The organism is Citrobacter meridianamericanus, from assembly GCF_041320245.1.
GTDB classification, from domain to species: Bacteria; Pseudomonadota; Gammaproteobacteria; order Enterobacterales; family Enterobacteriaceae; genus Citrobacter; species Citrobacter meridianamericanus.
In genome coordinates this window covers 1,177,922-1,192,093 of record NZ_CP101036.1, presented here as the reverse complement: position 1 = coordinate 1,192,093, position 14,172 = coordinate 1,177,922, and the positions used below count along the sequence as shown (strand labels likewise).

The window sequence follows — 14,172 nt, the reverse complement described above, 5'->3', positions numbered from 1 at the left end:
CTTCTCGCTCTATTTCCGCTGCTGCTAATTATCACTATTAATATGGCAGTGACATATACATACTATATAGTGAGTAATATAGAGTTATACCTGATAACTATCTTGAGGAGTGCATTGACCGGTAAAATAACAAAAATACAGAATCGTAAGTACAAACATAGATTCTGTGCTATGGGTAGAATCGTTAATCCCTGCGGTTAATACCAGGGTACTAAAGCCGATGTCTGGAATAAAAAACCATCGGCGGTTTTCCCCTACCATTATACGAGATGCGAATCTGACACTAAACAGCAGCGGTAGTTAGCTGGTCTGTCACACCAAAATCCTGCAACGATGGGCGGTTTAAAACCGTCATCTTTCAGGTCTCTGATTTAACATGTCCTCCATTTTCATGCTTTGAAGCAAACGGCATCCCTGCCCTACCACCATTACCCATGTGTCAGTCGCAACTGAAGCCACTTCTGGCGATGTTTAAACTGCCAGTATTGCGGTTGCGCGAGAATCCCAAGTTTTTCCACCACAAGCGGTAACATAGCCCATACAGCCTCTGAATCGAACAATTCTACACGGTAGCGCTCCATGAGTTTATCAACGCGCTTATTAGCAGCTTTTTTCGCTGAGCTGACCTGCTTACCATTCAGGGTTGCTGACGGCTGGTAATCCGCTCTGGCAACCGGATAAGGAACATACTCACGTAGCAGGCGAGAAAAATCAGGTTCAAGCTCAGAATCTACCAGCACGTTACGGTCATAAAATGCAAGTTTAGATACCAGGTTCTCCATGTTTAGCATGTTGTTCAGCATGAGCTTTTTCTTGCCGGGTGATAAACGAAGTTCCAGTCGCAAAAAACGCCGGAACTGTTGCTCATCAAGCAGAAGGACAGCTTGTTCATACCTTCTTTCAGTTGCCAGACCCGGAACATCGGCCTTTTCATATATTGACGCGACGATAGTCGTAGACCCCAGCCGTAACCCTTCCTGCTCTCCATGCAAATCGTTAAAGTCGCCGCTCCTTGCACCAACCAGCCTGATTAAATAGTCGTGGAGCTTCATTCCCACCACGTCCAGCGCGTAATGGATAGTTGTTATCCAGGCATTACGTAATCCCCGATATAGATACTTGCCGATGCGTCCCTTCCGCCCCAGCCACACAAACAAATCCGTTATCTGTTTCGCAGAATAGTGCTGGGGACTAAGTTCCATTCGCTGAAATCCACGCTGACTACTGGTTGGGTCAAAATGGATTGCCAGCAATATGGGGTGTTTGCGCGATTTAGCTTTCAGTCGGATCTCGACTACATGACGATAGTGCCCGCCACACTCATACTTACCAGCTGGTCGAACTTTGATCAGGTAGCGCCCACCTGAAGCTAGGCCAAACAAACGCTGTCTGAGTATCTGATTCTCTTCCCGGACATGCATGTCCGTTACCCATGCTATTTTGTCTATACTTCCATGCGTAGACTGGCCTGCACCATTAACTCCAAGTGAGGTTTTGTCACGTAAGGATGTCACTCGTTCACGATTAAATTGTTGCGTCATATTCTGTTCCGATAGCGCATAGCAGCAACAGTGATCCCCTCTTTCATATGCAGGTATCATCACTATTACTGGTTATATGGTTGTATGTCAGGGGTTGGATAAGGCTTACAGATCACTGCGTATTGCTAATCCCACGCGACTGAATCCAGTTTTGAATTTCATTTGATCCCCAGCCCACAGCCCGACCGCTATCACCAGTCAGTTTCTTAGATTTTGGAAAGTCTCCTTTAGCTATAAGTCGGTACAACGTCGCGGACGAGATCCCGGTCAGGTGAAGAACTTCTTTTTTGCGGAGAATACGGTTGGTGTTCATGCTTGTGCTCCTTTGAGCTGTTTCAGGAGCGCTGCTATTTACAACCACGCAAACCGCCTCTTTTCACGAAAATTAGACCGTTTATCGTGATAATCACGGCAAAAGATTAGATTTTGTGCATTGGCAATCGTGATTATCACGCGTAAAATTCGTCCACCGTGATAATCACGGAAATGATGGGAGTACCTAGCCCGTAGGTTGATTGTTCGATGCAAGGAGATGTACTCATGCCAAATGGCGATACGATTTTGCAGCCACTAATGCAGCAGAAGGCAGAAAGGGAAAAAAGCCTCAACAGGGCGAGACAACAAAAAAGAAAGGGGTTAGTTGCAGCGAGGTTTGGAAAGATCGTACCCATCCATATGCTGGAAGAGACCAAAGCCCGGCTGGAGATGATCGCTGAAAAAACAGCTATAAGTCGTAAGGAACAAAATGCAGCTGAGAAACGAAGTGCTGTGATAGCGGAACTGGTTAACCAGTACTACATAGATAATATCTTGTCTCGCAAGCATAAAAACTCAGAACTTGTATACAACGTTTATAACCAAATATGGCAAGCGAACTTTGACGGCAAACCCACTGACATGATAGCCAGGGAGCTTAATAATGCTGGTATAGATATACCGTATTTTGACAACCAAAGCGGTAAAATTGTTGTTGAGTCAGGAAAGTGGAAAAAAGTCGATATAGAAACATTTTCTGACTCAGCTCTCGTTATAAAAATGATTGAGTCAAACGAGAAAAAGGTCAAAAAAAAAGCTAAGTAGGTTCAATATTTTCAGGCTCAATCACCAACAGAAACCATCATGTTTACCAGCATCTAATCCGCTTGCTGGCACTGATTTTCATGCTCTCGCCACGACAGTCATAGCGCGTCGTCGTGGATATGTCGCTGTGGCCTGCCAACTGGCGTACGGTGTTGATATCCACACCCTGCTCCAGTAAGCGGGTAATGAAGGTCCGCCGCATGTCATGCGGGGTAAACCGCGCTATGCCTGATGCTTGCTGTAAATGTTCCAGAATCCCCGTTAACCCGGTCGTAGTCAGAGGTTGGCTGGCGGCCTTACCGTTACGCTGAATTCGTCCGAACAACGCACCATCAGCTTCGCTTGCGCTGACTTTCAGCCATGCGCGTATGGCCTTGTCCACCGCATCCGCCACGTGAATTTCACGGTATTTACGCCCCTTCCCTTGCCTCACCGTCAGGATGCCGTTGTCATAGTCCCGGCGCTCAAGTTTAACCAGTTCCCCGGCCCGCAGGCCCGTTCCGCAAAGCATCAGCACAATAGCGGCATCACGGTAGCGCCGTACCGGTTGCGGATGCTGTTTTGCAGCCTGAATCAGTGCCCGGATTTCCTGCTTGTCCAGCGCCCTTCCCTTACGCTGGATATCGCCGCTCACACGCTTCACTGACCGGATACGTGCCAGCGCTTCGGCATCCATACAATTGAGGTTTAAGGCCGTCTGTGCCACGCCCCGCAGTGCTGACAGCGCCATGTTCACCGACGACACGGCGTAACCGTCATCCAGTAGTGCCGCACGTACTTTAGCGACGGCGGCGTAGTTAAGTTGTTCCCACGGATAGTTATCTGCACACGCACCGCGTTTAAGTATGCCGGCACTGCGGTTTAACAGGCTGGTGATACCTCTCCGCCCCGAGGGAGCCAGACCGCCAATATACGCATCAAACACGGTTGTTTGTACCATAGGCACGACCTGACGTAACGCAGCCCTGCTCATGCGCCTAACCCGCAATAACGTACATTAAACCAGGTAACTTTCAGCATCACACCAGCCCCCGTTCAGCCATTGATACCGTTTCAGTTCCTGCCACGATAAAGTGGTCAAGCAACCGCACGTCCAGCATTTCCAGCAGCTCCTGAAGCTTTTTGGTCAACTTAATATCGCAACGACTGGGTTCCGGCTCGCCGCTGGGATGGTTGTGGACAAGGATGACTGCGGCGGCATTATGTTTCAGTACGCGTTTGATAACTTCACGGGGGTGAACGCTGACCGAGTTTAACGTACCCCTGAACAGGATTTCACGGTGCAGCAGCTGATTCTGATTATCGAGCAGGATGATGCCAAACTCTTCATGTTCAAGCGGTGCCAGCTCAACCATTACGCATCGTCGAACATCATTAGGGGAGCAGAGTTGAACCCCACGCTGATAGAACCGGCTGATAATGTCACGCGCCTGATCGAGGATACGCGTTTCACGTTGGGTAAATAGGGTCATGTCAGAACTCCCGTTCAATGAAGTAAATGGCGTCAGGAAACAGCTGGCGGCGGGTTACGCCAGTACGCAGGGAGAAAGCTTTACGGGGCATTGAAGTTCGCCCGTTACTGTCAAAGAAGCAGAGCATTTCTTCATCCATTTTGACCAGAAGGGACCAGTGAAACTGGTCGCTGAGCATAATCAGGCGGGAATGGTCAGTGACGTCAAGAAACCGCTGCATTTCCCTGAACAGCCGCCCGTCTGTTAACCCCCGCTTCCCTGCAAAGGGTCTGGTGATTTGAACCGGAAACTGGCGGCTGTAATGCCCTTTCTGCAACACCTGCACTATCAGCCAGTCTAAACGGTCTTCTTCAATCCCTTCAGTCAGCCATTCATGCAAAGGCCAGCGCTGCTGATAGGTCTGAATAAGCCGGTTCATTAACGGGCGTCGTTTAACCCTGCCGTCAAACAGCCAGCTCAGCATGTTAACCACACAATAAGCACCGCAAAGACAGTCCAGTTCGCCCTGTTGAGACGCACGTATCCCTCTGTTAGTCGTCACAGATTATTCCTCATAAATTAGTGATGGTTAGTACAGAGGGATTAGCTTTCCCAGAGAACGGTAATGGTGTAGATGTTCATGGCGTGATATTGAATAAAGTTGGATTGCCAGAGTTCAAATAACTCCCTTCCGGCGTTAACAGGTAGGTCACCAACATTAGCCAGAAAGACATATTGTTGACTCCAGCTGATATCAATTTCCTTTTCCAGTTCGGGGTACACCATTCCCATATAACTGAAGTCGGTAATGTAATCAAAATACCATTCGTTATTGCGAGAAATAAGCCGTATTTCGACAGGATGGTAACCGCCCTTTTCAGCGCTGTAACTCAGGTCTTTAAATAACAGACTGACGGCTGTAATTTTGGCTTTATGCGGCGGTGGATTTCCCGCTTCATTTAAAATGATATTTATTAATTCTTGATCGACGGGCATAGCAAGCCCTTCCTGATGGACAAAATTCATCAGTGATTTTCCTGTTCAATCTATTTTAATAAGACATCATGCCTGCACCAGTATCGGCGGGTTTTAATCACCTGATAAATAATAAGTACATGGCAACATACTGGCTGCAAGTAATAACACTATCCAGCAATGGCATTATACCAACAATATACTTTTACTGCAAATAATAACAAAAGGAACTAATTTATGATTCAAAAAAGAAATAACTGACAACAGATTTTTATTCATTATTAAGTGATGGCATACTTTCCATTCTGCCATGTCAGACAGGTCAGGGTTCCGGGGTGGTTCCTTCTGTCTGGCATGGCGGAAAACTGACGCTATCACACCTTCCCATTCAGCTTTTCAAACAGGCTCTTACGCTCATCTTCGGGCAGCTTCATGATTTGTACCGCCAGTTCAGAAACATCAGGCCCCTGAGATATCAGATCGTCCTTTACCAGCCTGAGGGCCTGCTCCATCAATTGCGCCCGCGAAGCTGGTGACATATTGCGATACAACTGTATCCAGAGACTAAGTTGGCGATCGCTGTCGGTGAGAGTAAACGCTTCGCCCTTAGCCCTGCTTCTCTCATCGTCAAGAGACATTGTGGCTGCGCTGATATGGTAAACCACACCTTTCCCGGTAGTCCTTTTACGACGTATTTCTGGGTGCAGGGATGCCAACTTTTCTAGGCGCATTCTTGCACCGCGAGGCGTGCCCGGCATTCCCTCAATATGAGTGAATTCCTCTGCTGTCAGCCAGTCTTTAGCCCCTTCAACAGAAGCTTCAGGATGGGTCGGTATAGCCGATACTGATCTCTTACTGCTCATATAAATTTCACCAGATATCAATGCGTTAATAAAAAACACAAAAATAGATACCAAAAGAACTTGAAAGGTATCTTTTATTCGCATTTAATATCCATGTACTGATTCCATGGAGTTAATACTGTGCGTAACTCAATAGCATCGCAGAAAAAACAGAGCAAAGGAAGTTCAGGGAACTGGCATCGTGCCGATATTGTGGCAGCACTTCACAAGCGAGGGTTAACGCTAGCGTCGCTTTCACGCAGTCACGGCCTTGCGCCACGTACATTAAATAACGCCTTAGAGCGTCATTACCCCAGAGCTGAGCGCATTATTGCCGGAGCTCTGGATACGACACCGGAAACATTATGGCCGGAAAGGTATGCCCTTAAAAATGGACCAAGTAGCAGGTAAAGGATGCAACCATGGCAACCACCATCACTGAAATAACGGAATGCTTTGAGTATTTTTTCAGTTCTCTTTATCGCAGGGAGTTCGTCAAAACCCTGCGTCTGAACGAATGTAGCGAGCGGGAATTACTGCCTCTGGTACGTTGCTATTTGCTGGGTTGGTTTGTAGATAACGTCTCACCGGAAGTAAAAAGCAAACTGCCAGGAACTGTATCCGGGCACGGTTACATTGATTTTGTCATTGATGATGTAGCCGTTGAGTTTGCAGTACGTAAACCAACTGCGGCACGTTCCAATGTCTCCGCGACCGTCAACAGTACAGAAGTAAAGAAATTGATGAAGCACGATGGCAAAGCCTTGCTTGTGCTGTTTGACTTCTCTGACACGCCTTATTCAGAAAAACAGATCGAATCCTTCCGCAACTGGCCTTCTCTTGGTCGAGGGAATCATCGCAAGTCCGCATTCAACGTCGTTTATTTCTTTGTGGAAAAACGCAGACCTCTGGCACTGGGGAAAATCACCAAAAACATCCGTATCACTTAACAGGGAATTAATTAATGAACAGAAAACTGTTGGCCTCATTGATGGCAGCCATAACGCTACCTGTCGCGGCAGCGCAGTACGTAAAACCCGGAGCGGTTCTAACCCTGAATCCGGGAAAGGGTAATGCTGAATTCAACATTAATGCCTCAACAGGGGATGGTTCGGGCGTATGCAATATGGATGGTACGGCACAACAAATAGCTGCCGGAGAAAGCCAAAAGCGTCGCTGGGTCTGGAATGACAATGCCAGCCAGTGTGTTGCCGTAATTAGTGAAATGAATAACGGTAAAGCCAGTTTTAAGACTCGTGGTTGCGAGGGATACTGCGGAGCCCCTGCGGCAGGCACAATGGATGGCATATTTAATAAGAAGTAAAAGTATCGTTAATTAACGAAGGAACCCTAGATGAAAAGAACAATGCTTCTGGTATTAATAGCGGCTGGTTTACTGGCTGGCTGTGGCGAGAAAACGCCAAAGTGTAGTAGTGATGACGCAAAAAATCTGGTCGTGGATATTTCCAGAAAGACAATCGAGAAAGGTATGACACTGGATAAGGATGTGCGAATTACAGTAGAAAATGTTAGAACAATTAGCCATGAATCAAAACTTGATGTTTATCAGTGTGCGGCTGACTTAACGTTCACAAAACCTGATCTGCAAAATTCATTACCAATCACCTACCGGATTCAGAAAACAGATGAGGGTAAAGGCCAGTTCTATATAAACGTATCTGGATTATAATAACTCTATCTAGCATGAGTAATCCTTTCGGTGGAAAAACAAGATTACTCACCGAAAGGATCACTCAAAAAAGATCGCTATAATTATCATTATGCCCCATACTTTTCTGACCAATATGAATATTGCTAACAGAACAGAGAGAGCATCATATATATAGCCCTAGACTATCACTAAATTCCATAGTATCTGGAGTGACAGTTTAAAGGACCACTAAAAGTTACCAAATAAATCGATACTATATGCAGGCCGAATTGCCCCTCCCTTAATCAAGGTTGACACATATTCCATTCCTAAATACCATAAAGCTTCCATATAATTATCTCACTCTCGTTCCAAAATACATCCCCAACATACTCGCTAAGATACCTGTGTTATTTTACAAAAATACTCCCTTAATAAGTCCTTATGGTTAAAATATGCGTCAAGAACTTGATAGAGGAAATACCCTTTATTACTCTTATAGAAAAAGGGTATTTTTGATTCGTCAATTTTAAAAGATTTAATCTTACCCTTACTTCCTTTTCCTTTAATATCCTTTATTTTATCATCATACTCTTCAAGTGAATAAACAATCAATTCATGATCTAAGTGATTAATAAAATACTCCTTATCGTGTATGTCATACTTTAAGTGTACAACCTGAGTCACCACCGAATCATTGATCATATCAAAATCATCGCGTAATTCTTCAAAGATTATTTCCTTCATTACACTATCATGCTTAATGATAAGTTTATCCTGATAATTTTCACTATAAAATGAGGATATATCAGGTATCCCTTTTACATCTAACTCTAATGGTCCACCTCGGTCAAAATCTTCCATAGCCACTTGCGAAGTAGATATTGATGTTACCTTGAATGAGATTTTCACTATGCTATTGCTATTAATTAACTCTTCAATTACCTTGAGAAGATCATAATCAATTGTTATATTAAGACAATACCCTGGAATTCTATCATCAATTAAGTAAGAGCCATCTTTTGAAGAAATTAACTCTAAGGATTTATTTTTTTCAATCACCTGATATTTGTCAAACTGCTTATCAACTGATTTTAAATCAATACAATGTTCTTTATAAAGATTATAAATCTCATCATTAACACTAGCATAACTTAGAGAGTTAATCTTATTTGACATGTAATTATTATAATGGAAAATAAAATCAAAGACTTTATAGTGGAAAAAGAGAGTTTTAAATTCACCTTCATTCAAAGCAGCATTATCTTGATTTAAGAAACTTAATTCATTACCCATGAACTTCGCCCTAAAATAACATTCAACCTCCTCAATATTTTTTAGGTTATTAAAAGATGAAATTTCAGAGTTAAAGTCTGATAACTCATTTTCATGTCGTGATTTGAACGAGTTATAAGAATTTAATGTACCTTCATTACTTATTAAACACTTCAACACATGACTCAGATAATTCCTTGAGAAAGGAATCACTTTCGAATACATTTCCTTTAAATGGTTCACCTGTTTTTCAAAATACATTACCCCATTGCTTTCTTTCTTTATCTCATATGTTAACCTTGCCACATTTGAATTTATATAATACATATAACTTTCTTTAATGATTGTAAAAAAAGCATCGTTATGTTTATTTTTATCCACATATGGAATCAATCGGTCAAAAAATAAATTTGTCTTATTAATAAAAGAACATTTTATTCCCCAGTAGTTACATCCTGTGCTTTCTAAAAGTTCGTATTGTTCTTTTTTAAGATCATTAAGTATCGAAAGAAGTTCTGAATCCATTATCTTCAACTATCCTAATTGATGTTATCATTTTAACAATGACTCAAGGTAATCCGCCCACACCTGCAACCACTTCCGGCACTCAGCATCATACTTATACAAATTATAAATCCCTTCAACACCGCCACGTGTATGCCCTAATACGGCCTCTGCTACCTCATTTGGACACTGCAAACGAGATAACCCTGTTCGCACTGTACGACGTAGATCGTGCGGCGTCCAATGAGGTATATCAAGCATTTGACCGCTTTCACGTAAACGCCATGAGTTTTCAGTTAGATACTTCTGCTGGATTGGCTTCTTCGTGGCTTGCGAAGGGAATAGATATTTGTCAGAGGTAAGCCGTAGAACCTTGAGAAAGTCGATCGCTTGATCTGATAATTGAACATAACGCTCTACCCCAGTCTTGGTTTCTCTAAGATGAATGGTGCCTTTTTCAAGATCAACATCCTTCCATGCCATATTGCAGACTTCACCGGTACGACAGCCGGTCCAGAGAGTCAGACGTAACACGTTTTTGATCGTTGGCGTGTAAGCCGAACCCGGAAGCCATTTAAGGAATTTTGCAAGCTCGTCCTCACTCAGTACTCGTGTTCCACGTCCATTTGTGAGCTTGATTCTTGTCTGTCGTAAGCTGGATTTTGCTAACAACGCTGGATTCGCAAAACTGTCATCAAAGCGCCCAAGGCCAATTGCAAATTCATATGCGAGTGAAAGCTCCCTCAGTACATTCCCTGCCTGTACGGTTGCACCTCGAGCTACAATGCCATTGATTAAATTAATGACATCCTGGCGAGTAATCTCAGCAGCATTCCGGGTTCCTAAGCTTTTAACGGCGTCACCATAGAGAGTACGACGAACCTCAGCCTGCCCTTTCGGCTTTCTGGCGCCGGGAATAACCTTCCCGTCCTTCGTTTTACGATCCTCAATACGTTCGGTAAGATACAGTTCAACTAATCCCTGTACGGTCAATTCAGGGATCTTAGCTTGTTCAGCCTCAATCGCACGCTGGATCTTATCTTTTTTGAGTTCAGTCGCAGGGCACCGGCCTTCCTGTCGGAGGAGCTTTAATTCGTGGAGTTTAAGACGTGCAGCGGCGAGAGAAGTCTGCGGGAAGTTACCAATTTTAACCTGAGCAAGCTTGCCAGTCAGAGGACTTGTGTAACGGTAGAAAAAAGACTTAACCCCAGTTGCACCACAGGAGACACGTAAGCCACGATTTTCGCCTACATCAGCCTTATCTTTGTCGCCAGGCTTCATCATTTCTACCGCTTTAAACGAAAGTGGCTTTCCCTCTTGTTTTCCTACCATAAAGACTCCGTTATCATGCACCTTATGTAGTTATGAACAAAAATGTAGGTTGTGCTGTATGTAGCCATATTTTACCAGGCTATAGGTTGGCAAGCTACACTTTAACCTACATTTAAATGTAGGATTTCGTGAGATCCAATGAGACAAAGTGAAACTCAATGAGAACAACAAACTTCACTAACTCGTTAAAATTTAAGAAAATGGACATCATAAACTGATGAGTACACAAGAGAATTTCGACGCTCACACCCCAATGATGCAGCAGTATCTCAAGCTGAAGGCTCAGCATCCGGAAATACTGCTGTTTTACCGCATGGGCGACTTTTACGAACTGTTTTATGACGACGCTAAACGCGCGTCTCAGCTGCTAGATATCTCCCTGACCAAACGCGGCGCATCTGCGGGCGAGCCAATCCCGATGGCGGGCATTCCTCACCATGCGGTAGAAAACTACCTCGCCAAACTGGTCAATCAGGGTGAATCTGTCGCTATTTGTGAGCAGATTGGCGATCCGGCAACCAGTAAAGGTCCGGTTGAGCGCAAAGTGGTACGCATTGTCACGCCGGGTACCATCAGTGATGAAGCGCTGTTGCAGGAACGTCAGGACAACCTGTTGGCCGCCATCTGGCAGGACAGTAAAGGTTACGGTTACGCTACGCTGGATATCAGCTCAGGGCGTTTTCGCGTCAGTGAACCCGCCGACCGCGAAACCATGGCCGCAGAACTGCAGCGCACCAACCCTGCTGAATTGCTGTATGCCGAGGATTTCGCTGAAACGTCGCTGATTGAGGGGCGTCGCGGGCTGCGTCGTCGCCCGCTGTGGGAATTTGAAATTGATACCGCCCGCCAGCAGTTAAACCTACAGTTTGGCACGCGAGATCTGATTGGTTTTGGCGTGGAAAATGCCCCACGCGGATTATGCGCCGCCGGATGTCTGCTGCAATACGTAAAAGATACTCAACGTACCTCGCTGCCACATATTCGTTCCATCACCATGGAACGTCAGCAAGACAGCATCATCATGGATGCCGCCACGCGCCGTAATCTGGAGATCACGCAGAACCTGGCAGGTGGCTTTGAAAACACGCTAGCGTCAGTACTCGACTGCACCGTGACGCCGATGGGCAGCCGTATGCTCAAGCGCTGGCTGCATATGCCTGTGCGCGACACTAAAATCCTCACCGAGCGCCAACAAACCATCGGCGCGCTGCAGGATACCACCAGCGAATTGCAACCCGTGCTGCGACAGGTGGGCGACCTGGAGCGTATCCTGGCGCGTCTGGCCTTACGTACCGCGCGTCCGCGCGATCTGGCCCGCATGCGTCATGCCTTCCAGCAATTACCGGAACTGCGTGCACAACTGGAAAGCGTAGACAGTGCCCCCGTGCAAATGCTGCGCGATAAAATGGGCGAATTTACCGAACTGCGTGAACTGCTTGAACGCGCCGTCGTCGAAGCGCCACCCGTGCTGGTTCGCGACGGTGGCGTCATTGCCACGGGTTACAATGAAGAGCTGGACGAGTGGCGAGCGCTGGCCGATGGCGCAACCGACTACCTCGACAGACTGGAAATCCGCGAACGCGAACGCACCGGCCTGGATACGCTTAAGGTCGGGTTCAATGCCGTACACGGCTACTACATTCAGATCAGCCGTGGACAGAGTCATCTGGCTCCGATTAACTACGTGCGTCGCCAGACGTTGAAAAACGCCGAACGCTACATTATTCCGGAACTGAAAGAGTACGAAGACAAAGTTCTGACGTCAAAAGGCAAAGCGCTGGCGCTGGAAAAACAGCTGTATGACGAGCTGTTCGACATGCTGCTCCCGCACCTGGCGGATTTGCAGCAAAGCGCCAGCGCGCTGGCGGAGCTGGACGTACTGGTCAACCTGGCGGAACGTGCTTATACGCTGAATTACACCTGTCCGACCTTCACCGATAAACCCGGCATTCGTATTACCGAGGGGCGTCATCCGGTGGTCGAGCAGGTGCTGACCGAGCCGTTTATCGCCAACCCGCTTAACCTCTCGCCTCAGCGACGGATGCTGATCATCACCGGTCCGAATATGGGGGGTAAAAGTACCTATATGCGCCAGACCGCATTGATTGCGCTACTGGCCTACATCGGCAGCTATGTTCCGGCGCAGAAAGTGGAGATAGGTCCGATCGATCGGATCTTTACCCGCGTGGGGGCAGCGGATGATTTGGCATCGGGTCGTTCCACCTTCATGGTAGAAATGACCGAAACTGCCAACATTCTGCATAACGCCACCGAGAACAGCCTGGTGCTGATGGATGAGATTGGTCGTGGAACCTCCACCTACGACGGCCTGTCGCTGGCATGGGCGTGCGCGGAAAACCTCGCTAATAAAATCAAAGCATTAACCTTGTTTGCGACCCACTACTTCGAACTGACTCAGTTACCGGAGAAGATGGAAGGCGTCGCTAATGTGCATCTGGATGCGTTAGAGCACGGCGATACCATCGCCTTCATGCACAGCGTTCAGGATGGTGCGGCGAGCAAGAGCTATGGTCTGGCAGTAGCTGCCCTTGCAGGGGTGCCGAAAGAAGTTATTAAACGCGCGCGGCAAAAACTGCGCGAACTGGAAAGCATTGCGCCGAACGTTGCCGCGACCCAGGTCGATGGTACGCAGATGTCGCTGCTTTCAGTGCCTGAAGAAACCTCCCCCGCCGTTGAAGCGCTGGAAAACCTCGACCCGGATTCACTAACGCCGCGTCAGGCGCTGGAGTGGATCTATCGGTTGAAGAGCCTGGTGTAAAAATGCAGTGCCCGACGGCGCTTTGCTTATCGGGCATTGGGCTACACGGGAATGGGTGCGAGAGGACAGTACCGGACCATCAAGACGCGGGGTTTCCCCCGCGTTGTAGCTACTTCTTCGGTTCGTAAGCGAGAACAGCTTTAAACTCCATACCACGTTCTTTAATACTTAACTCGCACAACGAATCTCGCACCATTAACGTGAATCCCTGCGCCGTAAAACACAGCACTACAATTGCCACAAGGGCATATTTTGTCAGCATGTCTTGCCTCCCTGCAAAGAAGAGACTAACATCCAAATTGTTCAGGTTTGTACGCTAGCCTCAGGTTGATAGAACTATCTCCTGGGGCTTTTGTCTTTCCGGGACCTTGCCAATGCTCAAAGCTCAGAAAGCCTCAAGCACCCGCCGCTATTCTATTCCCGATGCCGCTGTAACAAATCAATTTATCAATACGTTACGAGTCTGCGCGCAAAAAAAGACCCGGAATCCCGGGCCTTCAGTATTAGCGCTTACCTTCCGCCAGCAGCGGCGGAATACTCGGCACCATTGGTGCGTCATCGATATCTTTTTGCGTCATCCGAAACGCCTCCGGATAGTGCTCCCGGCTGGTGCGGCGAAGCGGTTCGGTATTACGCCAGGTGTACAGACAATGCTGGCACTGATATACCGTCCAGACATCTTTCACCGGCGAGTTCGCCATCACTTCAATATGTTCATCGGCACAACGGGGACAAATCATCT

17 protein-coding genes are annotated in these 14,172 nt (G+C 46.6%); 6 read left to right on the top strand and 11 right to left on the bottom strand.

Annotated elements, in window-relative coordinates; all coding sequences use genetic code 11:
• Positions 1 to 428 precede the first annotated feature (428 nt).
• Together NMD08_RS05740 and NMD08_RS05735 are read right to left on the bottom strand one after the other, a co-directional pair.
• Positions 429 to 1,541 carry a hypothetical protein gene (locus NMD08_RS05740; protein ID WP_080183478.1) on the bottom strand — a complete coding sequence of 371 codons (1,113 nt, stop codon included), beginning with the start codon at positions 1,539 to 1,541 and terminating at the stop codon, positions 429 to 431.
• A gap of 112 nt (positions 1,542 to 1,653) precedes the next feature.
• A complete protein-coding gene (locus NMD08_RS05735) occupies positions 1,654 to 1,854 on the bottom strand; it encodes an AlpA family transcriptional regulator (RefSeq protein WP_053390065.1) in 201 nt (66 codons plus the stop codon).
• Positions 1,855 to 2,081: 227 nt separating this feature from the next.
• On the opposite strand from NMD08_RS05735, the gene NMD08_RS05730 reads away from it, so the two are divergent.
• The gene (locus NMD08_RS05730; RefSeq protein ID WP_370619729.1) at positions 2,082 to 2,621 is read left to right on the top strand and encodes a hypothetical protein; all 540 of its coding nucleotides are present in this window, start codon (positions 2,082 to 2,084) and stop codon (positions 2,619 to 2,621) included.
• Positions 2,622 to 2,664: 43 nt separating this feature from the next.
• Here the strand turns inward: NMD08_RS05730 and NMD08_RS05725 are convergent, their stop codons facing one another.
• From NMD08_RS05725 to NMD08_RS05705, 5 genes are all read right to left on the bottom strand, one after another.
• Positions 2,665 to 3,594: a tyrosine-type recombinase/integrase gene (locus NMD08_RS05725; protein WP_370619727.1), complete on the bottom strand. Its 930-nt coding sequence runs from the start codon at positions 3,592 to 3,594 to the stop codon at positions 2,665 to 2,667.
• Positions 3,595 to 3,640: 46 nt separating this feature from the next.
• A complete protein-coding gene (radC, locus tag NMD08_RS05720) occupies positions 3,641 to 4,093 on the bottom strand; it encodes a DNA repair protein RadC (RefSeq protein WP_370619725.1) in 453 nt (150 codons plus the stop codon).
• A gap of 1 nt (position 4,094) precedes the next feature.
• Positions 4,095 to 4,556, bottom strand: a complete 462-nt coding sequence (locus NMD08_RS05715; RefSeq protein ID WP_333493223.1) for a hypothetical protein — start codon at positions 4,554 to 4,556, stop codon at positions 4,095 to 4,097.
• Between the two features lie 119 nt (positions 4,557 to 4,675).
• Positions 4,676 to 5,068 (bottom strand): DUF2787 family protein, encoded by a 393-nt coding sequence (locus NMD08_RS05710; protein WP_077984578.1) that lies wholly within the window; start codon positions 5,066 to 5,068, stop codon positions 4,676 to 4,678.
• A 353-nt stretch (positions 5,069 to 5,421) separates the two neighbouring features.
• A complete protein-coding gene (locus tag NMD08_RS05705; protein WP_175511377.1) occupies positions 5,422 to 5,910 on the bottom strand; it encodes a hypothetical protein in 489 nt (162 codons plus the stop codon).
• Between the two features lie 120 nt (positions 5,911 to 6,030).
• On the opposite strand from NMD08_RS05705, the gene NMD08_RS05700 reads away from it, so the two are divergent.
• From NMD08_RS05700 to NMD08_RS05685, 4 genes are read left to right on the top strand one after another with little or no spacing between them, the layout of a single operon-like run.
• A complete protein-coding gene (locus NMD08_RS05700; RefSeq protein WP_370619723.1) occupies positions 6,031 to 6,300 on the top strand; it encodes a transcriptional regulator in 270 nt (89 codons plus the stop codon).
• Positions 6,301 to 6,311: 11 nt separating this feature from the next.
• On the top strand, positions 6,312 to 6,839 hold the full coding sequence (locus tag NMD08_RS05695) for a hypothetical protein (RefSeq protein WP_370619721.1): 528 nt from the start codon (positions 6,312 to 6,314) through the stop codon (positions 6,837 to 6,839).
• 14 nt (positions 6,840 to 6,853) lie between these two features.
• The gene (locus tag NMD08_RS05690; protein WP_370619719.1) at positions 6,854 to 7,213 is read left to right on the top strand and encodes an acyl-CoA dehydrogenase; all 360 of its coding nucleotides are present in this window, start codon (positions 6,854 to 6,856) and stop codon (positions 7,211 to 7,213) included.
• 30 nt (positions 7,214 to 7,243) lie between these two features.
• On the top strand, positions 7,244 to 7,579 hold the full coding sequence (locus tag NMD08_RS05685; protein WP_348868430.1) for a hypothetical protein: 336 nt from the start codon (positions 7,244 to 7,246) through the stop codon (positions 7,577 to 7,579).
• Positions 7,580 to 7,936: 357 nt separating this feature from the next.
• Here NMD08_RS05685 and NMD08_RS05680 read toward each other — a convergent pair whose 3' ends face one another.
• On the bottom strand, positions 7,937 to 9,340 hold the full coding sequence (locus NMD08_RS05680; protein WP_370619716.1) for a hypothetical protein: 1,404 nt from the start codon (positions 9,338 to 9,340) through the stop codon (positions 7,937 to 7,939).
• Between the two features lie 27 nt (positions 9,341 to 9,367).
• Positions 9,368 to 10,651 carry a tyrosine-type recombinase/integrase gene (locus NMD08_RS05675; RefSeq protein WP_370619712.1) on the bottom strand — a complete coding sequence of 428 codons (1,284 nt, stop codon included), beginning with the start codon at positions 10,649 to 10,651 and terminating at the stop codon, positions 9,368 to 9,370.
• A gap of 217 nt (positions 10,652 to 10,868) precedes the next feature.
• Between NMD08_RS05675 and mutS the strand changes: the two genes are divergently transcribed.
• Entirely contained in the window at positions 10,869 to 13,430 is a 2,562-nt protein-coding gene (gene mutS, locus NMD08_RS05670) for a DNA mismatch repair protein MutS (protein WP_370619710.1), read from the top strand.
• 109 nt (positions 13,431 to 13,539) lie between these two features.
• Here mutS and NMD08_RS05665 read toward each other — a convergent pair whose 3' ends face one another.
• Together NMD08_RS05665 and NMD08_RS05660 are read right to left on the bottom strand one after the other, a co-directional pair.
• A complete protein-coding gene (locus tag NMD08_RS05665; protein ID WP_187258911.1) occupies positions 13,540 to 13,692 on the bottom strand; it encodes a Hok/Gef family protein in 153 nt (50 codons plus the stop codon).
• Between the two features lie 241 nt (positions 13,693 to 13,933).
• The gene (locus tag NMD08_RS05660; RefSeq protein WP_151218219.1) at positions 13,934 to 14,170 is read right to left on the bottom strand and encodes a non-oxidative hydroxyarylic acid decarboxylases subunit D; all 237 of its coding nucleotides are present in this window, start codon (positions 14,168 to 14,170) and stop codon (positions 13,934 to 13,936) included.
• Positions 14,171 to 14,172 lie beyond the last annotated feature (2 nt).

What these genes read in the sequence shown, in the direction of transcription:
- NMD08_RS05710 (WP_077984578.1), bottom strand. Translation starts at nt 5,068, where the DNA reads ATGCCCGTCGATCAAGAATTAATAAATATCATTTTAAATGAAGCGGGA.
- NMD08_RS05715 (WP_333493223.1), bottom strand. Translation starts at nt 4,556, where the DNA reads ATGCTGAGCTGGCTGTTTGACGGCAGGGTTAAACGACGCCCGTTAATG.
- NMD08_RS05660 (WP_151218219.1), bottom strand. Translation starts at nt 14,170, where the DNA reads ATGATTTGTCCCCGTTGTGCCGATGAACATATTGAAGTGATGGCGAAC.
- NMD08_RS05690 (WP_370619719.1), top strand. Translation starts at nt 6,854, where the DNA reads ATGAACAGAAAACTGTTGGCCTCATTGATGGCAGCCATAACGCTACCT.
- mutS (WP_370619710.1), top strand. Translation starts at nt 10,869, where the DNA reads ATGAGTACACAAGAGAATTTCGACGCTCACACCCCAATGATGCAGCAG.
- NMD08_RS05735 (WP_053390065.1), bottom strand. Translation starts at nt 1,854, where the DNA reads ATGAACACCAACCGTATTCTCCGCAAAAAAGAAGTTCTTCACCTGACC.
- NMD08_RS05730 (WP_370619729.1), top strand. Translation starts at nt 2,082, where the DNA reads ATGCCAAATGGCGATACGATTTTGCAGCCACTAATGCAGCAGAAGGCA.
- NMD08_RS05725 (WP_370619727.1), bottom strand. Translation starts at nt 3,594, where the DNA reads ATGAGCAGGGCTGCGTTACGTCAGGTCGTGCCTATGGTACAAACAACC.
- NMD08_RS05675 (WP_370619712.1), bottom strand. Translation starts at nt 10,651, where the DNA reads ATGGTAGGAAAACAAGAGGGAAAGCCACTTTCGTTTAAAGCGGTAGAA.
- NMD08_RS05705 (WP_175511377.1), bottom strand. Translation starts at nt 5,910, where the DNA reads ATGAGCAGTAAGAGATCAGTATCGGCTATACCGACCCATCCTGAAGCT.
- NMD08_RS05665 (WP_187258911.1), bottom strand. Translation starts at nt 13,692, where the DNA reads ATGCTGACAAAATATGCCCTTGTGGCAATTGTAGTGCTGTGTTTTACG.
- NMD08_RS05695 (WP_370619721.1), top strand. Translation starts at nt 6,312, where the DNA reads ATGGCAACCACCATCACTGAAATAACGGAATGCTTTGAGTATTTTTTC.
- NMD08_RS05685 (WP_348868430.1), top strand. Translation starts at nt 7,244, where the DNA reads ATGAAAAGAACAATGCTTCTGGTATTAATAGCGGCTGGTTTACTGGCT.
- radC (WP_370619725.1), bottom strand. Translation starts at nt 4,093, where the DNA reads ATGACCCTATTTACCCAACGTGAAACGCGTATCCTCGATCAGGCGCGT.
- NMD08_RS05740 (WP_080183478.1), bottom strand. Translation starts at nt 1,541, where the DNA reads ATGACGCAACAATTTAATCGTGAACGAGTGACATCCTTACGTGACAAA.
- NMD08_RS05680 (WP_370619716.1), bottom strand. Translation starts at nt 9,340, where the DNA reads ATGGATTCAGAACTTCTTTCGATACTTAATGATCTTAAAAAAGAACAA.